19 protein-coding genes, 1 other RNA gene and 1 pseudogene are annotated in these 22,397 nt (G+C 32.8%); 19 read left to right on the top strand and 2 right to left on the bottom strand.

What is annotated here, in order from left to right; translation table 11 throughout:
• Window positions 1-218 precede the first annotated feature (218 nt).
• Window positions 219-1,505: a putative glycoside hydrolase gene (locus RQ893_RS03290; protein ID WP_311481623.1), complete on the top strand. Its 1,287-nt coding sequence runs from the start codon at window positions 219-221 to the stop codon at window positions 1,503-1,505.
• 60 nt (window positions 1,506-1,565) lie between these two features.
• Here RQ893_RS03290 and RQ893_RS03285 read toward each other — a convergent pair whose 3' ends face one another.
• The gene (locus RQ893_RS03285; protein WP_311481622.1) at window positions 1,566-2,414 is read right to left on the bottom strand and encodes an AraC family transcriptional regulator; all 849 of its coding nucleotides are present in this window, start codon (window positions 2,412-2,414) and stop codon (window positions 1,566-1,568) included.
• A 242-nt stretch (window positions 2,415-2,656) separates the two neighbouring features.
• Between RQ893_RS03285 and dnaG the strand changes: the two genes are divergently transcribed.
• The 7 genes from dnaG to RQ893_RS03250 all read left to right on the top strand — a co-directional run bounded on the left by dnaG (window position 2,657) and on the right by RQ893_RS03250 (window position 10,300).
• Entirely contained in the window at window positions 2,657-4,324 is a 1,668-nt protein-coding gene (gene dnaG / locus RQ893_RS03280) for a DNA primase (protein ID WP_311481621.1), read from the top strand.
• Complete coding sequence (rpoD, locus tag RQ893_RS03275) at window positions 4,311-6,113, top strand: RNA polymerase sigma factor RpoD (protein ID WP_311481620.1); 1,803 nt, start codon at window positions 4,311-4,313, stop codon at window positions 6,111-6,113. Before dnaG ends, rpoD begins: the two co-directional genes overlap by 14 nt.
• Window positions 6,114-6,806: a class I SAM-dependent methyltransferase gene (locus RQ893_RS03270; RefSeq protein ID WP_311481619.1), complete on the top strand. Its 693-nt coding sequence runs from the start codon at window positions 6,114-6,116 to the stop codon at window positions 6,804-6,806.
• Window positions 6,788-7,561, top strand: a complete 774-nt coding sequence (locus RQ893_RS03265) for a Nif3-like dinuclear metal center hexameric protein (RefSeq protein WP_311481618.1) — start codon at window positions 6,788-6,790, stop codon at window positions 7,559-7,561. The genes RQ893_RS03270 and RQ893_RS03265 overlap by 19 nt, the downstream gene beginning before the upstream one ends.
• Before the next feature lie 36 nt (window positions 7,562-7,597).
• Window positions 7,598-7,937: RNase P RNA component class A (gene rnpB / locus RQ893_RS03260), an RNA gene on the top strand.
• A gap of 254 nt (window positions 7,938-8,191) precedes the next feature.
• Window positions 8,192-9,460, top strand: coding sequence for a C40 family peptidase (locus RQ893_RS03255; protein WP_311481617.1), 1,269 nt, complete (start codon window positions 8,192-8,194; stop codon window positions 9,458-9,460).
• A gap of 54 nt (window positions 9,461-9,514) precedes the next feature.
• The gene (locus tag RQ893_RS03250; RefSeq protein WP_311481616.1) at window positions 9,515-10,300 is read left to right on the top strand and encodes a bifunctional 5,10-methylenetetrahydrofolate dehydrogenase/5,10-methenyltetrahydrofolate cyclohydrolase; all 786 of its coding nucleotides are present in this window, start codon (window positions 9,515-9,517) and stop codon (window positions 10,298-10,300) included.
• Window positions 10,301-10,432: 132 nt separating this feature from the next.
• Here the strand turns inward: RQ893_RS03250 and tpx are convergent, their stop codons facing one another.
• Window positions 10,433-10,945: a thiol peroxidase gene (gene tpx, locus RQ893_RS03245; protein WP_311481615.1), complete on the bottom strand. Its 513-nt coding sequence runs from the start codon at window positions 10,943-10,945 to the stop codon at window positions 10,433-10,435.
• A gap of 163 nt (window positions 10,946-11,108) precedes the next feature.
• Between tpx and RQ893_RS03240 the strand changes: the two genes are divergently transcribed.
• The 11 genes and pseudogenes from RQ893_RS03240 (at window position 11,109) to rho (ending at window position 22,323) form a co-directional block, all read left to right on the top strand.
• Window positions 11,109-11,759, top strand: a complete 651-nt coding sequence (locus RQ893_RS03240; RefSeq protein ID WP_311481614.1) for a 50S ribosomal protein L25 — start codon at window positions 11,109-11,111, stop codon at window positions 11,757-11,759.
• 109 nt (window positions 11,760-11,868) lie between these two features.
• Entirely contained in the window at window positions 11,869-12,492 is a 624-nt protein-coding gene (gene tmk, locus RQ893_RS03235) for a dTMP kinase (RefSeq protein WP_311481613.1), read from the top strand.
• Between the two features lies 1 nt (window position 12,493).
• Window positions 12,494-12,823: a cyclic-di-AMP receptor gene (locus RQ893_RS03230; RefSeq protein WP_311481612.1), complete on the top strand. Its 330-nt coding sequence runs from the start codon at window positions 12,494-12,496 to the stop codon at window positions 12,821-12,823.
• On the top strand, window positions 12,820-13,632 hold the full coding sequence (locus RQ893_RS03225) for a DNA polymerase III subunit delta (protein ID WP_311481611.1): 813 nt from the start codon (window positions 12,820-12,822) through the stop codon (window positions 13,630-13,632). The genes RQ893_RS03230 and RQ893_RS03225 overlap by 4 nt, the downstream gene beginning before the upstream one ends.
• The gene (locus RQ893_RS03220) at window positions 13,607-14,416 is read left to right on the top strand and encodes a stage 0 sporulation family protein (RefSeq protein WP_311481610.1); all 810 of its coding nucleotides are present in this window, start codon (window positions 13,607-13,609) and stop codon (window positions 14,414-14,416) included. The genes RQ893_RS03225 and RQ893_RS03220 overlap by 26 nt, the downstream gene beginning before the upstream one ends.
• A gap of 123 nt (window positions 14,417-14,539) precedes the next feature.
• Window positions 14,540-14,713: a 4Fe-4S binding protein gene (locus RQ893_RS03215; RefSeq protein ID WP_311481609.1), complete on the top strand. Its 174-nt coding sequence runs from the start codon at window positions 14,540-14,542 to the stop codon at window positions 14,711-14,713.
• A 295-nt stretch (window positions 14,714-15,008) separates the two neighbouring features.
• On the top strand, window positions 15,009-16,169 hold the full coding sequence (locus tag RQ893_RS03210; RefSeq protein WP_311481608.1) for a hypothetical protein: 1,161 nt from the start codon (window positions 15,009-15,011) through the stop codon (window positions 16,167-16,169).
• A 69-nt stretch (window positions 16,170-16,238) separates the two neighbouring features.
• Window positions 16,239-18,331, top strand: a pseudogene (locus RQ893_RS03205) (Tex-like N-terminal domain-containing protein).
• A complete protein-coding gene (locus RQ893_RS03200) occupies window positions 18,331-20,043 on the top strand; it encodes a proline--tRNA ligase (RefSeq protein WP_311481607.1) in 1,713 nt (570 codons plus the stop codon). The pseudogene RQ893_RS03205 and the gene RQ893_RS03200 overlap by 1 nt, the downstream one beginning before the upstream one ends.
• Before the next feature lie 60 nt (window positions 20,044-20,103).
• Window positions 20,104-20,970 carry a class II fructose-1,6-bisphosphate aldolase gene (gene fba, locus RQ893_RS03195; protein ID WP_311481606.1) on the top strand — a complete coding sequence of 289 codons (867 nt, stop codon included), beginning with the start codon at window positions 20,104-20,106 and terminating at the stop codon, window positions 20,968-20,970.
• Between the two features lie 45 nt (window positions 20,971-21,015).
• Complete coding sequence (gene rho / locus RQ893_RS03190; protein WP_311481605.1) at window positions 21,016-22,323, top strand: transcription termination factor Rho; 1,308 nt, start codon at window positions 21,016-21,018, stop codon at window positions 22,321-22,323.
• The last annotated feature ends 74 nt before the right edge of the window (window positions 22,324-22,397 follow it).

Here is a 22,397-nt window from a genome sequence, read left to right as displayed (position 1 = left end):
GTGGTAGAACAGTAGCATCAGGAGTTGTTTCTAAAATCGTAAAATAGTCTAATATTTTTGTGATAATGGATAACATCCGTTATTTCTGAGACGAGGCAAGGCCTGGTTCAGAAACTTTCCGAGAAGGAGCAAAGCTTCTTCGAGAGGAGAAATCACCGATAATTTAAACAATAAATAAAAAAGCGGGCCTGGCTCGCTTTTTTTCTTTAGGAGAACCTATGTTTAAGAAAAAAACTTTTCTAAGTCTATTCCTTATAATGGTATTGATTTTTACAGCTTGTGCAAAAAACAATAAACAAACGAAAGATGATGAGCTAAAAGAAGCTATTTCAACTAGTGAAAACATCGAAAAGAAAATATCAAAAAAGAAAAAAATAAAGAAAAATAAAATTGGGGAGCCATATGAAATAGGAGTTACACCTGATGATTATAGTATGGATTATGATACATCAAGGCTTCTATCTTTAAAAGATAAAAAAAGTAAGTATTATCCAAAAGATGGTGTAAAAGGCTTATATTTCAACTCAGACTTAATAAACGACCCAGATGTTTATGCAAGGATAGTTGGACTAATAGAAAATTCCAATCTTAACGCAGTAGTGATAGATGTTAAAGATGTTAAGGGAAATGTAACTCTAAATTTTGAAACAGATAATGAAGACATTAAGTACGCAAATATTAAGTTAACTGATGCTAGGAGTCTTATTGATGATCTCCATTCTAGGGGCATCTATGTTATTGGAAAAATAACAACTTTTAAGGATTCAGTAATAACAAAACTTCACCCGGAATGGGGTTTTACCATGGATGATGGAAGCCTTTGGGTTAATGACCTTGGAGAAGTATTTGTGAATCCATTTTTAAAGGAAGTTCAAGACTATAATATAGAAATAGGAGAGCTTGCGGCTGAGGCTGGCTTTGATGAAATCCAATACGACTATGTAAGGTTTGCCGAAGGTTTTGAAAACTTTGGTGATAACTTTTCATATTCTAGAGGAGAGTTTGAACATAAGCAAATGGAAGAAGGGGATAAGAGGGAAGCAGCTATAACTGGATTTGTGAGAAAAGCAAGAGAGTCTTTGGCTGCCTATGGTGTGCCCATATCTGTAGATGTATTTGGTTATGCTCTTTATGAAGGTGGAGCTAGTGGTATAGGACAAGATTTTTCTGAAATATCTAATGAAGCTGATATTATGTGTTCAATGATATATCCATCTCACTGGGGTGCTTATGCTTTTGACATAGAAAAACCTGACCTTGAACCTTATGAGCTTGTTAAAAGATACTTAGAAGAAGAGCAAAGTATTTTTAGCCAACTTGATTACAAGCCTTTGTCTCGACCATGGATTCAGGATTTCACTGCTTCTTGGTTAGGTGATGGAAATTGGATGGATTATGATGCAGATGCTGTTCAGGATCAAATTGATGCAATTTATGATTCAGGTCAAAAAGAATATTTAATATGGAATTCAAACTCTACTTATACAGAAGGGGTTGATTATTAAGAATAGGGGAAACCCTATTTTTTTATGCAAAAAAACCACCTAGATTTCTAGGTGGCAAAATTATAATCTGTGTTTTCTTCTAAATTGGGATGGTGTTAAGCCTACTTTCTTTTTGAAAACTTGGTTAAAGTAGGATTGGGAGTTAAAACCAACAAGGGCAGAAATCTCTTCCATAGTATGGTTTGTAGAAATCAAAAAGTTTTTGGAAGCTTCAACTCTTTTTAATATCAAATATTCAATAGGAGTTATCCTGTATGATTGCTTGAATTCTGAAATAAGGTGAAACTTATTCATGTAGGCCATAGAAGATAAATCCTCAAGTTTTATATCTTCGTTGTAATTTGAATCTATGTAAGACTTTATATAGTCTATTTGTCTATTAACTTTTTTATCGTGTTTTACTGTAATAGAATTTCTATATTTTCTTAAAAGATTAATTACAAGGGTTGAAGCTATAGCGTTAGCTAGGGACTTGGAAAAAATATCATTGCCATCATATTCATTAAAGATATCTTCAAAATACTCTTCGAATTTAAGGGTTTTGTCCCTATTGTCTATATGAAAGTAATTTATATTAGTTGCTTCATTATTCTCAAAGCCTGCAACAGAAATAGATTCTATACCAAACCCTAGATATTTAACACTATTTATACTCTCATCAAGGTATATGGTATGGCCAATATTAGAATTTATGATTACAAGATCTCCAGCATTTACTTCTATAGAATCGCTTTCTATGGAAAGCTTGCCAAATCCCTCTGCTAGGTAATAAAAATAAGTAAATGGATGAAATTGAATTCTACTAGAAATTTTTCTATCATATACATTCTTCTGAGCATCTAAGATTTTTACATCTAAATGATTTAGACTATTCTCTTCTTCTAAAATTTGATCGTTATTTTTTTCCATCTTAATCCTCTGTCAATTTACTAAACTCGTCTGTCTGTCGTATATATTTATGTATCTATTATACTATAAATTAAATGAAATTTTAAGAAAATAAGCAATATTTTTAAACAAATTTAGGAAAAATATATTAAAATAAATAAATTATATTTTGCAAACAGGATAAATTTTTACTTTAACATATTTTAGAGTAATTGTCAATTGATTATAAGGACAAGAACAGTATAATTCTAATAGGTGAGAAGATGAGATTGATATCAGATGAATTGATAAACCAAATAAAAGAAAATTCTGACATAGTAGATATAATTGGTGAGTATGTTGACCTTAAAAAGGCGGGTTCGTCTTATAAAGGCTTGTGCCCATTTCATAATGAGAAGACCCCATCTTTTACAGTAGATAGGAAGAAACAATTGTTCCACTGTTTCGGGTGCGGAGCAGGGGGTGACGTTGTTTCTTTTATAATGCAAAAAGAAGGACTTTCTTATCCAGAAGGTTTGAAATATTTAGCTCATAAAGCAGGTATTAATTTGGTTTTCGATGGAAATCCAGTTGAGAACGAAAAAAGAACAAAGCTTTATGAAATAAATAAAGATATTATGATGTATTTTTATAAGAACCTCTTAACAACAAAGGCACCCCAGGATTACCTTTTAAAAAGAGGACTTAGGAGCAATATTGTAAACACCTTTATGTTGGGCTTCGCCAAGGACGGTTGGGATGATCTTTTAAAATATGCAAAGTCAAAAAATATAAACGAAGATGATCTACTTGAGCTTGGGTTAATAGCTAAATCTAAAAATGGAAATTACTACGATAAGTACAGAAATAGGGTGATTTTTCCTATAATTGATACTTATGGTAGGATTATAGGTTTTGGGGGCAGGGCTATAGACAAGACTATGCCAAAATATCTAAATTCTCCAGAATCAGAAGTTTTCAAGAAAAGATTTAACCTCTATGGGCTAAATATTTTTAAAAAGCAAAATAAAAGAGATTTAATCCTTGTTGAAGGTTATATGGATGTTATTGCTTTAAATAATAAGGGTATAGATTTAGCAGTTGCGAGTCTTGGTACTGCACTTACTGTAGAGCAGGCTAAGCTTTGCAAAAGATACGCAGATAATATATACATTTGCTATGACTCTGATGCAGCTGGTATAAAAGCTACAAAAAGAGCTATAGAAATATTTAGAGAAGCTGAAATTGGGGTAAATATTATTCAACTTGGAGAGGGTCTTGACCCAGATGAGTATGTAAAAAAATATGGAAAAGAAGCTTTTGAAAAGAAGATGGATGAGGCGCTTGATGAATATAACTATACCTATGATCAGATTTTAAAAGGATATTCTGAAGCAGGTGATAATGAGAAGTATGAAAAATTAAATTTATTCATTGAATTTCTTGCCTCAATAAAGCAAGATTTAACTAGGGAAATTTTTATTAATAAAGTTTCATCCTTGTTTGATATTGAAAAGCAAACTTTAAAAGGCGCTATTTCAAAGTATAATAACAAGCATCATAAAGATGAAGTTAATAAAGAAAGTTTTTCTGAGCCTAAAATTGTGGTTGAAGAAAAAAAGACAGATATTAACGCTCATGAATTAGAAATATTAAGACTTATCTTTAATCAGTTAGAAGATTATGAGAATAACTCTGATTATTTTGATAAGTATTTGATAAGTCCAAAAGCCCTTAATTTTAGAGATTTCTTGATAAATAAGGAAGTAAGTAAGTTCGATAAGAATGATGGGGACTATAGATATATGCTGGACTATGTTATGGATGATAAAAATCCTATACTAGTTAGTGAGTTAAAAGATAAGATAAACCTATATGAAAGGCTTCAAATGAGAAAAAATCTTAAAAAGAGGCCTATAAATAGTAAGGGGAGAGATAATGAACAGCGATGATAGTAAATTGCTCGAAGATGATCTTCTAAATGAAATCATTGAAGAGTTTGAATCCATAAGTGAAGGTCAAGATGGGATGATCACTTATAGTCAAATTTTTAATTTTGATGATTTTAGGGACATGGATAAGGAAAGTCAGAAGATGATTCTTGCCAAGATTACCGCTTCTGGGATAGAAATTGTAGAAAAATCCGAAACAGAACTTGATCAAGAGGAAGAAGTCGAGGACGATATCGAAGAAGATGAGCAAGAAGACGAAATTGACGAAAAAGAGTTAGAAAAAGAGATAGACAAGACTGTCGATAATCTAGCTGGCATTAAACTTGATGACCCAGTTAAAATGTACCTTAAAGAAATAGGTAAGGTAGATTTATTAACGGCAACAGAGGAAATTATTTTGGCTAGGCGTATGGATGCTGGAGAAATCGCTCATAAATCCATACATGGAAATAAGTTTAATAAACAAAATAAAAATAAGCTAGCTAGTGATGTGTTTTTTGGTGATTTAGCCAGGGTTATTGAATCTGCAAATGATTCTTTGCGTGAAGATAGGGACTTAGATGAGGAAACCATAAAAGACTTAGATGGCCTAATTAATATGGGGGCTCTTTTTAAGCAAGTTATGGAAGAAGACCTAGATAAGGAACAATTAGAACAATTAAATGCTAAGATTATTATTTGTAATATAGCGCAAAATTCCATAGAAGATGATGACCTATCAAGGAAAGATGCAAATATACTTTGTGACCTTTTTGATTCCTTTGACCATATGTTAAAAATAATAGAAAATGATGAAGTGGTTAGCATGGTTTATTCATCTTTTAATGACCTATTAAGAAAGGCTGCAAACAGGGATACCATTAAGACTAATGACCAGATGATTATTGATAATCTCTTAAAAACATCAGAATTTGCAGAGTCTATCAAAAATAAAAAGATACTTTCAGATGACGAGGAAGCTTTCTTATTTTATATAATAGATAAGAGAAATATGTCTTTGAAGATGCTTAATAAAGAAGCTTTTACTGAAGCGGAATTAAAAAAGCTTAAAGTTGACATTTTAAAATCTCAAAGAGCCAAGGAAAAACTTGCTGAAACCAATCTTAGACTGGTTGTATCCATTGCTAAAAAATATGTTGGTAGAGGTATGAGTTTCTTAGACCTTATCCAAGAGGGAAATATGGGTCTTATGAAGGCTGTTGATAAGTATGATTATAATAGGGGTTTTAAATTCTCAACCTACGCTACTTGGTGGATTAGACAAGCCATAACTCGTGCTATTGCCGACCAAGCAAGGACAATAAGGATACCTGTCCACATGGTTGAAACCATAAATAAACTTGTTCGTATCCAAAGACAACTCGTTCAAGACCTAGGACGTGATCCATCTAACGAAGAAATTGCAGACATAATGGGAATTGAAGTGGAGAAGGTATCTGAAATCAGGAAAATTGCTCAAGAACCTGTGAGCTTAGAAACTCCGATTGGTGAGGAAGAAGACAGCCATTTAGGTGATTTTATAGAAGATGACACAGCAATAGACCCAGGGGAAGCTGCAAACTATACCATGCTTAGAGAACAGTTAAATGATGTTCTTTCATGTTTGGGAGCCAGGGAAAAACGAGTTCTCCAATTAAGGTTTGGACTTATCGATGGAACTCCACGCACTCTTGAAGAAGTTGGTAAAGAATTTGATGTAACTAGGGAGAGGATTAGACAGATTGAGGCTAAGGCCTTGAGAAAGTTAAAATCTCCTAATAAAAGTGAATTATTGAAAGATTTTTTATAAATGGAAGATAAGAAAAGATTATTAGATATTATTAATATCTTAGATTCAAATAAAAAAATTATAGATGTGGGAACCGATCATGGATTGGTTCCTTTATATTTGGCAAAAAACAAAATTTCAACTGATATTACTGCAACAGATATATCCGCCCCTAGCCTACAAAAACTTGTTGATAGGTTAGATGATAATCTAAGGAAAATTATTAAAACAAAGGTCACAGATGGTTTTAAGGGATTAACAAGTGAAGAGGGCCAAGTGGCAATAATTGCAGGAATGGGAGCCAATACAATAATAGAAATTATTGAGGGAAGTTTAGACTTTGCGAAAAATCTTGACTACATGGTACTTGCATCTAATGTGAATACCTACGAGCTAAGGCGTTTTTTAAATGACCAGGGATTTTTTATAGAAAAAGATTTTCTATCATATGAAAAAAGGAAGTATTACGATATATTGAAGGTTTATTACGGTAAAAGTCAAAACTTATCCTATGAAGAATTTTATTATGGTTTAACTGATATAGAAAATAAGAGCGACTTATTAAAAGAAAAACTAGCAATAGATAAGTCAAAAAATCAAGGATTTCTAGAAGAAATTAAAGAAAAATCTCAAGACGAGATGGCGATTAAGAAAATTACTGATAGACTCTTAGCTATAAGAAAGGTAGAAGAGAGATGCAAATTCGAGAATTAATTAATAAATTAGAAGAAAAATATCCGTTTTATTTACAAGAAGATTGGGATAATTCTGGCCTCCAGCTAGGAAATCCGGATGATGAATTAAAGGGAGTAGTCTTATCTTTAGATTTAGAAGAAGAAGCAATAGACCTTGCACTTGAGGGTAAGAAAGCAAATTTAATCATAACCCACCATCCATATCTATTTAATCCTACAAAGTCAATTGATTTTAGGGATAGTTTCTATAACAGATTAAGAAGATGTATTAAAAATGATATAACGGTCTTTGCCTTCCATACAAATTTAGATATAGCAGAGGGTGGGGTAAATGATAATCTTGCCAATATTTTAGGAATAAGAGATGTTAAGAGCCTAGAATGTGGCAAGGAAGTCGGACTAGGCAGATACGGATACATTGACAAACAAGCAGCCGATATAATTCTTAAAAATGTAAAAGAGAAACTAGAAGCTAGTGGGATAGTTGTCTATGGAAATTGTGATAAAATGATTGGAAAAGTTGCACTATGCGGTGGGGCTGGATCTTTTCTTATACAAGATGCTATAGACCATGATTGTGATTTAATAATAACAGGAGATGTAAAGTATCACGAAGCTATGGATATGTCAAATAAGGGAATAATAATTGCTGATGTGGGTCATTTCGCAAGTGAGAACCATATTATCTATAAGCTAGCTAAGGAAATAGAAGATATAAGTGGAGAGGAAGTTTATACTTATTCAAAGACAGATAGGTTTAGGTTGTTTATTTAATTTTACTTTTGCAACAAAAAGGGGTATCTTAACTAGGGAGTAAATCAGATAATCGCGGTGCGAAAGCAACGAGGAAAGTCCGTGCACCACAGAGCAAGGATGCTTGATAACGTCAAGTAGGAGTGATCCTCAGGCAAGTGCAACAGAAAGTATACCGCCAGTTTTGGTAAGGTTGGAATGGTGAGGTAAGAGCTCACCAGCTGTCCTAGTGATAGGCAGGCTATGTAAACCCCATCCGGTGCAAGAACAAAAGGGACAGTAGGAGGCTTGCTCGGCCCAGTCCAGAAAATGGTAGTTCGCTTGAGCTTATTAGCAATAATAAGCCTAGATAGATGATTATCCACGACAGAACACGGCTTATAGATTTGCTCCTTACATATTTACTACATAATTAGTTACAAAAATCTAATTTCACGTTTTAAAGATTACATTTAATATGTGGATTTTTTATTTATATTGGGTAATTACAAGGATATCCAAAAATATAATTAAAAAATCTCCATTAAGTGTAATTTTTTTGTAACTAATTATTGACATTTTTGTTAAAAAGTTATAGAATTATCTTAGATTTCAAAATAAGATTAACAGATAGACATATATTTCATGACAATTATGGAGGAGTAATTTAATATGAGTAAAAAAAATATAGGAGCAGCGTTAACGGTTATAGCTGCATCGGCAGCTGTTGCAACAGCATATGCTACTACTGTAACAAATTTAGAAAATGATAAACATACAAATTCATTAATTAGTGAAGAAGATAGAGGAGTTGAATCTTCTTATTCTTTTGTTAAGTCTGATTATACAAAAGATGTAAAAAATACAAAAATCGCTGGTAAAGATAGAGATGCTAAAAAAGCTAGCCAAGAGATAAATAAAGACATAATTATCGAAAAAACAGCTCAAACTCTTGTACAACCACAAATCATCAAAGCTGAAAAGGAAAATGAAGAAAAGGAAGATGATATTGTAGTTTACGATGATAAAGAAATATCTGATGTAGTTGTTTATAATGATAAAAATCTAGATGAAGATATCGAAAGCAAAAATCAAGAAGAAGTTGAAGATGTAGTTGTTTATGACGATAAAAAGATAGACGAGGTTACTACATATAACGAAAATACAGAACCAGCACCTGTAGCAGCACAACAAGCTCAACCAGAGGCTCCTGTACTTTCTGATAAATTTGTAAATACAGCTTCTTTAAATATAAGATCATCAAAAGATGCTTCTAATTCTAATAATATAGTTAGAACCGTTAAGGTTGGAGATAAACTTGCTGGATATGTTGAAGGATCATGGTTTGTAACTGATGAAGGATACGTTAGTCTTGATTATTTATCTGATTATTACCCACAAGATTTAGTTGATCAAATAAATGCACAAGAAGAAGCAAGAAAAGCAGAAGAAGCAAAAGCTGCAGAAGAAGCAAAAGCTGCTCAAAAACAAGAAGTAAAAGAAACTGTTCAACAAGTTGAACAAGTTGTAGAAGAACAGGCGATTAATAAACAAGCTCCAGTAAGCCAAGGTGCCCAAGGTGCAGCAAATATTGCTAGTCAATTTGTAGGTTCTGCCTATGTTTGGGGAGCATCAGATCCAAGTGTTGGATTTGACTGTTCTGGTCTAACATCTTATGCTTATAGACAAGTTGGAGTAACCATCCCACACAGCTCACAAGCCCAATTTAACAATGGATATGCTGTAGATATAAACAATCTTCAAGCAGGTGACCTAGTATTCTTCACATCAAGTGGCGGAAGAATTGATCACGTTGGTATAATGACAGGCTCAGATGGAACTTTTGTCCATGCATCAACACCACAATATGGTGTAAGATATGACAACATCTTTAATCCAGCTTACAAAAATGACTTTGTAGGTGCTAGAAGAATATTCTAATTTTATAAATAATACGCCCATGGCTATTGCTAGGGCGTTTTTTTTAGGGAAAATATGGAAATACTAAGTACTAAAAATTTAAGAAAAGAAATAATAGATGGGTTAAAAAACCATAAATTTAAAAATAAAATACTCCTTCTTAGTAAAAATCCGACAGAAGAGGTTAATCACTATAAACAAGTTATAATCAAAAGATGTAAAGAATTTGAAATTGAATATATCGATAAGATATTTCAAGATGAAAGTCAAGAGGAAATTTTGGACTACATAAATTCATCTGACAAAGATAACGGATTTATTATATTAGCTCCTTTTGCTAAGGGGGAAGACCTAAGCTTACTAAAGGAAAATGTAGAACTAAAGGACCTTGATTCCTTTACCTACAAAAGTCTTGGAAGGGTTTTTGATGGCGATAAAAATTCTTTACCAGCGACAGCTAGGGCTGTAGTTAGGTTCATGGATAGTGAGAATGTCGATTTTAAGGGCAAGAGAATTGTAATAGCCAATAATACGAATGTTATAGGTCGCCCCCTAGCTATTTATTTAGCATCTCAAAGGGCAAGTGTTACAATTATTAATAGTCTTACAAAAAATTCAAAGGAACTTATTAAAAATTCAGATATTTTTATTTCAGCAATTGGTAGGGCAGAAAATTATGATAAGACCTACTTTGTAGACGGTCAACTTATTGTAGATGTGGGAACTACTTATAAAAATGGAAAGATATTAGGTGATATTGACCTTGATTCAATTTCTAAACTTGACCTAAAGTACTTAGGCAGTAAAAACGGGATTGGATCAATTACAACCATTACTTTATTGGAAGGACTCATGATTTAAAGCCTATTGGAAGACTGGTATAAATTTTTTTTAAAACAGATGCAGAAAGTTAAGATATATAAAAATATAAAATTATAAAAAGACGGGAATGATTGTATTCCCGTCTTTCTTGTAAGCAAATACTTGTAAATATTATTTATCAAGTTCTCTAGCAATCTTTATAGCTTCCTCATATTCTGGTAGATCTGTATTTTGTTCAAGATATTGGACATATCTAATAGTATTGTCCCTATCTACAACAAAAACTGAGCGGTTCAAAAGTTTTAATTCTTCAATCAAAGTACCATACTTATTTGAAAAATCTCTGTAGTTATAATCTGATACGAATTTAATCTTATCAGTTTTCTTAACTTTTTTAAATCTTTGTTGGGCAAAAGGCAAGTCGTTTGAAATTGTGACTACTACAACATTTTCTGAGAAAAATTCAGTTGCTTTTTGAAACATTTTTGTCTGAAGTTCGCAAACATCTGTATCTAGAGATGGAACGACAGATAATATTTTTATCTTATCGCCTTCTTCTGCATAAAAATCATATGGGGTTAAATCCATCTTATCAGCCTTAAAATCTGGCGCCTTATCGCCTACTTTTAATTCCTTTCCTTGAACTGTTATATCAACTGTACCGAATTTACCTTTTCTTGGCATATAAATCTCCTTTATAATTATTCTTTCCTTATTGTCTTTCTTATATTTTATAACAAAGACAAATTTTAATCAATTAAAATATAAGAATAATTACAGGATGAGATATTGTAAATAAGGCATGGATGGGGTATAATTAGCAAGTATGAATAAATAAGGAGGCAAAATGGCTAAAATAGTTTTACAAGCAGATAAAAGAGTAGCTACTGGTAAAAATCAAGTTAAAAAAATCAGAAATAATGATCTTATTCCAGGAGTTATCTATGCTAAAAATCAAGAAAATGTAAATGTTCAATTTACAGCTAGAGATTTTGAAAAAGTACTTAGACAAGCTGGAACATCTACTATTATTACATTAGATATTGAAGGCGAAGGCAAGGAAGTTCTTATAAAGGAATTCGCTAGCCACCCATACAAAAACCAATTCTTACACGTTGATTTCCAAGCAATCGATCAAAATCAACCAATTAGAGTTACTGTACCAGTTGTTCTTGTAAACAGAGACGATATGAAAGAAGTTAATGGTGTACTTGTACAAAACCTTGAAAATATCGAAGTTGAATGTTTACCAAAATACATCCCTCAAACAGCAGATGTTGATGTTAAGGAAATGGCAATTGGTGACAACATGACTGTAGCTGATCTTGATATCTCTGCAAATGAGAACATAACTATTCTTCTAGATAGCGAAGAAGTAGTATGCTCACTACAAGAAGTTTCTGAAGAAGAAGTTATTGATGAAGATGCTGAAGTAGCTGATGCAGCAGACGTACCAACAGTTGGCGAAACTGAAGAAAAAGAAGAAGACGCTGAATAATTTTTAAAACCATTGGTCTTAGAAGAAGGACAATGGTTTTTTTATTTGCCAAAAAGTCTTTCAAATTATTAGCTAGACTTAAAATGTAACTATATAGTATAATATACATATGAAAGGTAAATTTATAGTTTTTGAAGGACCTGATGGGTCCGGCAAAACCACAATAATAAAAAAAGTTAAAGAGCTACTAGAAAATAAAGACTATTCTATCTCCTATTACAGGGAGCCAGGTGGGACTGAGATTTCTGAAAAGATTAGGTCTATAATCATAGACAATGAAAACTACATGATGGATGCCAAGACTGAAGCACTATTGTTTGCTTCATCAAGAGCTCAGCTTGTAGCAGAAAAAATTCTTCCAGATCTTAGGTCAGGAAAGATTGTTATTTGCGATAGGTTTGTAATGTCATCCCTTCTATACCAAGGATTGGGCAGGAAGCTTGGCATAGACAATATAAAAACTATTAATGATTTTGCTACAGGAGAACTAAAACCTGACCTTACTTTATTTTTTAATATAGATTATAAAACAGCCTTAGAAAGAAAAAGAGCGAATTTTTCGCCAGATAGGTTAGAAAATGAGGATTTTTCATTCCATAAAACTATTTTTGATGGTTATTTGAAAATGGCAGATCTTTATAAAGACGAAATCAAAAAGGTTGATGCGAGAAAATCTATAGATGAATTAACAGAAGATGTAATAAATATCATATATCAATTATTGGAGGATTAAGATGAAATTATTAGTAGCTATAGTACAAGATGCGGATGTTAATTTTTTAATAGACTCTCTTACTGAAGAGGGATACAGAATAACAAAACTTTCAACAACAGGTGGTTTTCTGAAGAAAGGTAATACTACCTTATTAATAGGTGTAGAAGAAGCAAAACTCGAAGAAGCCCTTGCTATAATTGAAAAAAATTGCAGGAAGAGAAATACAACTACAACAATTATCAATCCAACTGGAGAAAGCTCATTGATAAGTTCAACTGTACCTATAGAAATTAGCGTAGGTGGAGCAACCATATTTATAATTGATGTTGAAAAATATATACAATTATGAACCTTTTAGATAGCCAGCTAAAAAATAACAGCCTATCTAATGCCTATATAATTGAAGGAGAAGATTTAGCCTATAACCTAGAATATGCCAAAGAATTCGCAAAAAAAGTTTTCTTATCACATGGTATAAGAACAAATTTGGAAACAAACCCTGATATAGAAATTATTAGCAAGGATATTATAGATATAGGAACAATCAGGAGCCTCATCAAGGATATGGTAATAAGACCGATTAATAATGAGATAAAGGTCTACATAATTAGCAATGCTCAAAATTTGAGGATAGAAGCTGCTAATGCCATGTTAAAAAGCCTTGAAGAATTAAAGGCATATAGTTTAATTATTTTTACAGTTGATAATATTGGTAAGCTACTGCCTACCATAAGGTCGAGGTGTCAGATAATATCGTTAAATACAACAAATAACAAGTTCGATATAGATATTGATAGGTTATCTCAAGTATTTGCGAAAGTTTTTGCTGGTGACTTGTCAGCCTACTATAAAGAAAGAGAATTTTTGCTTTCTTTTAAGGAAGATAAGACAAGTCTAATGGAAGGTTTGATAAAAATCTTAGCAGACTTAATTAATAATAAATATCTAGGCGAGATGGGGAAAACTAGCTACGATTATAATATTGAAACTTTAACAAGTATTAATCTTACTAGGCTTGAAAAGTTGTTGGAAAAGTTTGAGCTAATTTACAGGTCATTTAGAAATAATATAAATTTTGAGTTAAGTGTTGAAAATATATTTTTAAATATATACAGAGAAGGCAGGCAAATTAATGGATGTAGTCGGGATAAGATTTAAAGAAGCAGGTAAAATATATTATTTTTCTGCTAATAATTTTACCTTGAATTTTAAGGATAAGGTAATAGTTGAAAGTTCAAATGGTTTAGAATTGGCAGAAATTGTCTTGGCCAATATAGATATAGATCAAAAAAAATTTGATAAGCCTCTTTCACCTGTTATCAGAAAAGCAAATGAGAGAGATTTAGAAATTTATAGACAAAACCTAGTAGATTCTAAAGAAGCTATAAAAATAGCTCAAGAAAAAGCTAATTTTTATAATTTAAAGATGAAGATTGTCGATAGCGAATTTAGTTTTGATAGGACCAAAATTACATTTTATTTTACCGCTGACAAAAGAGTTGATTTTAGATCTCTTGTAAAAGATTTAGCAACTATATTTAGAAATAGGATAGAACTTAGGCAAATAGGCGTGAGAGATCATGCTAAATTAAAGGGATTTCATGGAACTTGTGGTCAGAAGTCTTGTTGTGCAAGATTTATGACTGATTTTTCTCCCTTATCAATAAAAATGGCCAAAGACCAAGGAATTACTCTTGACCCTGCAAAGATTTCAGGTGTGTGCGGTAGACTAATGTGTTGTTTATCTTTTGAGGAAGATAATTATCTAAAGGCGAAGAAATATATGCCAAAACCAGGAACTATGGTTGAAACAGCTGACGGTATTGGAATGGTTCTTACCAATGATTTTGTAAAAGAAATTTGTAAGGTGAGAGTTAAGCTAGAAGATGATGAGGAAATCGAGGAATATTACAAGGCTTGTGACCTAGTCAAATGTAAGTGATAATTATTATCAATTTGTATAAATAATCATTATCAGTCGTAATTAGGTATAAAAATATAATAAATGTTGACAAATGATGAATAAAGATGTATACTAATCCTATAATAACAATAGGAGGAAATTATGGCATATAAAATAGATGAGAATGTTTGTATTTCTTGTGGTTCATGTGAAGGTGAATGCCCAGTAGGAGCAATTGCACAAGGCGATGCAGCATATGAAATAGACGCAAATGCATGTATTGATTGTGGTTCTTGCGCAGCAGTTTGCCCAGTAGAAGCAATCGACCAAGAATAATATATACTACATAAACACAGAGACTCCCTCGGGAGTCTTTTTATTTTTGAATCTACTTTTCTTATTTATGGTTTCATTATAAAATTGTGCTTTTTTTATCTTCCAACCCTTTATATTCATAAATTTATATTTTCTAGGTAATGAATGAAGTTTCCCAGGATTGACTTTAATTTTAATGCTACTGACTTTTTGAATTACAGGATATTACTTTAGCTACTATTTATACTTATTTTGAAAAAAGTTAAATAAATATTGTGAAAATCAAGTAAATTGATATAATTATAATGGAGATATTATGGACATAGAAATAATAATAAATCAAATTTACAATTTAATATTAGAAAATCAATTTTTGGGTTTTGCAATCGTAGCCTTTGTGGTTATGTTTTTGTTATTTATTATATCAAGGACTTTTAGAAAGTCTGGCCTATATTTACTAGCAAATACCTTTCTTATTGACTATACAATAAAGTCTCTACCGTTTGATGTTTATAATTCTTATCCACTTGCATATAAGATTATAACAGGCTTATATGTTCTTGGTTTTGTAAACTTTTTAATTAGGGTTATCCTTATTTTGATTAAAGTTAGCAAAGAGGCTAATAAGGATGAGGATAAGTCAAGTCTTAAAAGTTTTATGACCTTTACAGGTATTAGGCCATTTTTCTTGATGCTAATTATTAACCTTGTTAATTTTAATAATTTTATACCGAAAAATATAGTGTCACTATTTACGAGTCTATCTTTCCTATATATGGCCTTTAGAACACTTTATTCGACATATTTATATTTAACTGAGAAGGAAGGACTTCCTATAAAAGATGACATGGAATTTGATGATATAAAGGCCTACCTTTATGATCCTCAAGATAAGACTAGTAAAAATTATGGAAGAGTTGTAAGAAAAAATATCGACGTTGAAGAAGATTTTAAAAAAATCAGTAAAGAAAATGAAGATACAAAGAAAAAACCAACCAATTCTATATCAATATCAGAGATAAACAAAGATGCTAAGGATATGGAAATTCTCAAAAATATTGAAAAAGATTTGACAGATAAAGATGTAATCAAACTAATTGAGGAGTCAAACCCGAATATCACAAAGATAAGTCTAACCAACCTCGAAAACGGTGATGAGCATTCATATATTAGTAAAAAAGCTAAGCTCCACGTCATAGAAGATAATGAATACAAAATCACCCTAAGTTTTGATGCTTATAATGACTATGACTATGGTAGGTTTATTGATTTGTTAATTGCTTATGGTGTTGAAAAAGATATTTTTAAGTTTGAACTAACAGTAGTCTCAAAAGTCAATGAGAATTTCAAACTTGTATTTTTTGACCCAAGCCAAATCTTAGATATGGATAAAAATGGGGAAATAAAACCTTCAGGAAAAGATATTTCAATGAATTTTCCTAAGTATAAGATTAATTTTATTAAGGGAAATTATTAAGTTGTAAAGTTTGTATGATCTAAGCGAGATTTTTTTGACTTAGCTTATACATTTTAATTAAAGGAATTTATGCAAATTATAGAAATTTTATCAAAAGAATTAAATATTAACGGAGAAAGAATAGAAAATGTAATTAAACTTCTTGATGATGGCTCAACTGTAGCCTTCATTGCTAGGTATAGAAAGGAAGTTACAGGCAACCTTACTGATGTTGAGATTAGAGAAATTGAAAAAAATCTCGGCAGACTTCGTAATATAGAAAAAAGGCAGGAAGAGATAATAAAGTTAATTGATGAAAAAGGACAATTGACTGATGAGTTAAGAGAAGAAATCCTTGCAAGTAACTCTATAACTATCCTTGAAGATATATATGCTCCTTATAAGTCAAGGAGAAAGACAAGGGCAGATATAGCTAGGGAATTTGGCCTAGATGATTACCTTAAAAAGCTTCTAACAGATATAAGCAGTGAAGAAGAGGCATTGGAAGTTGCTAAAGAGTATTTACAAGAAGGATAGAAGATGAGAAAGAAGCTTTAACTAGGTCTCTTGATATACTTGCAGAAGATATTTCAAATAACATTGATGCAAGAAATATTATTAGGCGTGATGGTTTGCTTAGGGCATCCTTAATTACAAGCCTAAAGGCAGAAGAAGATAGTCTTTATGAATCCTACCATGATTTTTCGAAAAAATTAAAGGATTTAAAATCTTTCCAAGTTCTTGCTATCAATAGGGCAGAAAAAGAAGATATACTTACAGTTAAAATCGAATTTTCAGATGCTTATAACAAGAGTCTAATTTATAAGCTTTTTAGCCAAGATAGGAACTTTAATCCCTATCAAAAAGAACTTGTAGACCTAACTATAGATGATGCCTATAAAAGATTAATGCTTCCCTCAATTACGACAGAACTTAGAAATAAGCTCACAGAAGAGGCAAGTGATGAGTCTATAAGAGTTTTCGGTAATAATTTAAAACCTTATCTTTTACAAAGGCCTATCAAGGGCCAGGTTGTAATGGGTCTTGACCCCGGTTTTAGGACAGGGTGCAAGGTGGCAGTTGTTGATAAAAATGGAAAGTTTTTAGACCAGGCCGTAATATACCCAGTCGAGCCCCACAAGAAAGAAAAAGAAGCCATTGCTACTTTAAAAGCCTTAATTAAAAAACATGGTGTAAGTCTTATTGCCCTTGGTAATGCTACAGCTTCTAGGGAAACAGAACTTGTTGTTGATAAATTAATTAAGGAAGTAGAAGGCGTTTCATACGCTATTGTAAATGAGGCTGGGGCCAGCGTTTATTCTGCTTCAAGCCTAGGAGAAGAGGAATTTCCAGATCTTGATGTTACAATTAGGGGCGCAATATCTATGGCAAGGCGTCTTCAAGACCCTATGGCCGAACTTGTAAAAATTGAACCGAAACACATAGGAGTTGGCCAGTACCAACATGACCTTGATGGGAAAAAACTTGATGAAGAGCTATCGAAGGTTGTGGAAGATGCAGTAAATGAAGTTGGTGTTGCAATAAACAATGCATCTTATAAGCTTTTATCCTATGTATCTGGTCTTAATCAAAACCTCGCTAAGAGAATAGAAGAAGACTTCAAAGACGGTAAGATTGTTTATAGGAAGGACCTCTTAGATGTGAAGGGACTTGGCAAAAAAACATATGAACTAGCAGCAGGATTTTTAAGGTTCCCATCATCGCCAGAAATTTTGGATAATACTGCAGTCCATCCAGAATCCTATAAGATAGCCAAAAAAATCCAAGGCTTGGACTTAGATAAGATAGATATAGAAAAACTTGCCAGAGACCTAGAAGTAGGAATTCCAACCCTAAAGGATATTATTTCAGAGCTTAAAAAGCCTGGACGTGATCCTAGGGAGGATAATCCAGAGGTTTTAACCAAAAAAGAAATAATGGGAATTGATGACCTACAGGTTGGAATGATCCTCAAAGGTAAGGTCAGAAATATAACTGATTTTGGTGCCTTTGTTGATATTGGAGTTGGAACAGATGGCCTTGTCCATGTTTCAGAAATATCCGATAAATTTGTAAAAAATCCACATGATGAATTAACAAATTCTCAAGTGGTTAGTGTTAGAATTATAGAAATAGATAAGAAAAAAGAAAGAATTGGTCTTTCAATGAGGAGTGTGAATTAATGAGATTATCGAACTATTATATGCCAACCCTAAGAGAAGATCCGGTTGATGCAGAAACAGCTAGTCACAAATTGCTTGTTAGAGGCGCTTTTATAAGACAACAAGCATCTGGAATTTACTCTTTCTTGCCCCTAGGCAAAAAAGTCTTAAACAAAATCGAGGCGATTGTTAGAGATGCAATGGATAGCTATGGAGCAATTGAAGTTGCAACTTCAATCCTTCAGCCTAGAGTTATTTGGGATAAGTCAACTAGATGGGAGACCTTTGGTCCTGAAATGTTTAAGTTAAAAGATAGGCACGATAGGGAATACGCTTTAGGTCCAACAGCCGAAGAATCTTTTGTAGACCTAGTCAAGAACGAACTTAATTCTTATAAACAATTACCTCTAAACCTTTATCAAATAGTTGATAAGTTTAGGGACGAAAAAAGACCAAGGTTTGGAATAAATAGGTCAAGAGACTTCCTTATGAAAGATGCTTACACCTTTGATGAAGACCAAGCAGGACTTGAAAAAGCCTACATGAATATGTGGGAAGCTTATGAATATGCCTTTGACAAGATGAAACTAGATTACAAAATAGTAGAAGGTGACACAGGTGCCATGGGTGGTCATAAGTCACACGAATTTATAGCCCTTTCTGAAAGTGGTGAAGGTGTAATTCTTTATACAGAAAATAGCAATTCTGCATATACAGATGAAAAAGCCAGGTCAATTATTAAGCCATTAGAAGAAGAATTAAAAGACCTTGAATTAGTACAAACTACAGATAAAAAGACTATAGAAGATGTATCTTCTTTCCTAAATACGGAAGCAAAGAGGTGTGCTAAAGCAATAGACCTTGTTGTGCAGGGCCAACCAGTCTTTGTCTTTGTACCTGGTGATAGGGAATTGAATATGGCAAAGCTTATCTCTTACCTAAAGGTTCCAGAACATGAGATAGAAATGGCTGACGATGAAACCATTGAAAAACATACAAAAGCACCAGCTGGATACACAGGTCCTATTGGTATAGAAGATGCAAGAATAATCATAGACAAGTCACTTACAAAGATTAATAACCTAGTTGTAGGCGCTAATAAGCCAGGTTATCATTATATAAATGCTAATTATGGTAGGGATTTTGAAGGTGAAATAGCCGAAGACTTGATAATGGCTAAAGAAGGTGATGAGGCCTATGATGGATCTGGTGTATATAAGTCAGCTAGAGGAATTGAAGTAGGAAATATTTTCCAACTTGGCACCAAATACTCAAAAGCCTTAGAGGCTACTTTCTTAGACCAAAATGGTGTATCTAAATATTTTGAAATGGGCTCTTACGGTATAGGTATTTCTAGGTCAATTTCAGCAATTGTAGAGCAATACCATGATGATAAGGGAATAATCTGGCCAACAAGTGTTGCACCTTTTGAAGTAATAATTACATTAATTAAGCCAAATGACGAAGCTCAATTAAGTGTAGCAGAAAAGATTTATAAGGAATTGAAGGCAAAAAGAATTGACGTCCTCCTAGATGATAGGAAAGAGCGTCCAGGTGTTAAATTTAATGATAGGGACCTAATTGGTATCCCATATAGGATTACAGTTGGAAAAGATGCTATAGATTCTATTGTTGAATACTCAACCAGGGCAGAGATGGAAAATCAAAACCTAGATGTTGATGAGGTAATAAAACTCGTTTGTGAAAATATCTATAAAGATTTGGAAGATTAATCTAAGATAGGTATGATATAATATATAGAAATAAATAGGGCAAAGCCCGGAGGAGATAATATGTTAGTTAATGCAAAAGAAATGTTAGACCTAGCTTATGAAAATGGTTATGCAATCGGTCACTTTAACACCAACAACCTAGAATGGACAAAGGCAATCCTACTTGCTGCCGAAGCAAAAAAGACTGCTGTAATAATCTCATCTAGTGAAGGTGCTGCTAAATATATGGGTGGTTTCAAAACTGTTGCCAACCTTGTTAAAAACCTACATGATGCTCTTGGAATTACTGTTCCAGTAGCTATCCACTTAGACCACGGTACTTATGAAGGAGCTAAGGCTTGTATCGAAGCAGGATACACATCTGTAATGTTTGATGGTTCACACTTCCCAATTGAAGAAAACCTTGAAAAAACAAGAGAAATCGTAAGATTAGCTCATGAAAAAGGTATCTCAGTAGAAGGTGAAGTTGGTGGTATCGGCGGCGAAGAAGACGGTGTTAGATCTGCTGGCGAACTAGCTAATGTTGAAGAATGTAAAAATCTTGCAGCTTGTGGAATTGACTTCCTAGCAGCAGGCATCGGTAATATCCACGGTGTATATCCAGATGATTGGCAAGGCCTAAACTTTGATAGATTAAAAGAAATTTCTGATGCAGTTAAAATGCCACTAGTACTTCATGGTGGTACAGGTATTCCTAATGATCAAATCAAGAAAGCTATCAGCCTAGGCGTTTCTAAGATAAACGTAAATACAGAATGCCAAATTGTTTTTGCTAAGGCAACAAGAGAATATATCGAAGCTGGAAAAGACCAACAAGGAAAGGGCTTTGACCCAAGAAAACTTCTTCTTCCAGGAACAAATGCAGTTCAAGCTTTAGTAGAAGAAAAAATAGACATGTTCGGTAGCGAAAATAGTGCTAATAAATAATGATTTTAATATGGGGGCTTTTAAGCCCCTTTATTGTATAAAAATATGGATAATATAAAAGATAAAAAATTAGTTGATCTAAGAGAAATTGCCAAAGATTTGGGCATAGAATCAGTTAGCAAATACAGAAAAGATGAATTAATCAAACTTATTGAAGAAGAAGAAAAAAATAAGAACGCAGAGAGAGAAGAAGCAAGAGAAAATGACCTAGGAGCAAAATTTGATTGCGATGGAATCCTAGAAATCTTACCTGATGGTTTTGGATTTTTGAGAACTCAACTTTATGAAACAGGAGATGATGATATCTATGTTCCACCAAAACAAATTAAAATGTTTAGGTTAAAGACAGGCGATTATATTGAAGGAATTGCCAGGGAAAAGCACGATAAGGACAAATTTTCCCCTCTTATTTTTGTATCTACAGTAAATGGTATAAAGCCAGCCGATGCCTTCAATAGGGATTTATTTGAAGACCTAACACCCATATATCCGAATGAGAGAATATGTATAGAAACAGAACCTAAAAATATCTCTGGTAGAATAATTGATGTGATTAGTCCTATAGGTCGTGGTCAAAGAGGATTAATAGTTTCTCAACCCAAAGCAGGTAAGACCACACTTATAAAAGACATTGAAAGGTCGCTTGAAAAAAATTATCATGACCTAAAAATAATTGTATTATTAATCGACGAGAGACCAGAGGAAGTGACCGACTTCATAAGGTTTGTAAATGAATATAGGGACCCAGAAAATGTTTTGATGCGTACAGAAGTAGCGGCATCAACCTTTGACATGCCTCCACAAAGCCATATAGATATAGCTGAGATGGTTCTTGAGAGGGCAAAGAGATTTGTTGAAGAAAAAAAGGATGTAGTAATTCTTCTAGATTCCTTAACTAGACTTGCTAGAGCCTATAACATAATGACTCCTCAATCAGGCAGGACTCTTTCAGGTGGTCTTGACCCCCTAGCTCTTGTTGGTCCTAAACAATTTTTTGGTGCAGCAAGAAATATAGAAAATGGTGGTTCTCTTACTATCCTTGCCACAGCCCTAGTTGATACAGGTTCAAGGATGGATGATATGATATTTGAAGAATTTAAAGGAACAGGCAATATGGAAATCCACCTTGATAGAAGACTTTCAAATAGGAGAATTTTCCCAGCTATAAATATCGAAAAATCTTCAACTAGACGTGATGATCTTCTTTTATCTAAAGAAGAGCTTGAAGCTGTTTATAAGCTAAGAAAGTCTGACTTAAACACCACAGAATCTATAGTTGAACTTATAGATTGGATGAAGAGGACCAAGTCAAATAAACAATTTGTAGAATTGATAAATTCATCTATCAAATAACTTGATTTTAATATTTGAGCTGGTATAATTTATATTGCTTATTGAAATGGAAAATAGAGGTGAATTATGAATAA

Source organism: uncultured Anaerococcus sp. (genome assembly GCF_963510915.1).
In the GTDB taxonomy this organism is placed as follows: Bacteria; Bacillota; Clostridia; order Tissierellales; family Peptoniphilaceae; genus Anaerococcus.
Note: the sequence above shows the minus strand (reverse complement) of the source record. Positions and strands in the feature narration are given on the sequence as shown.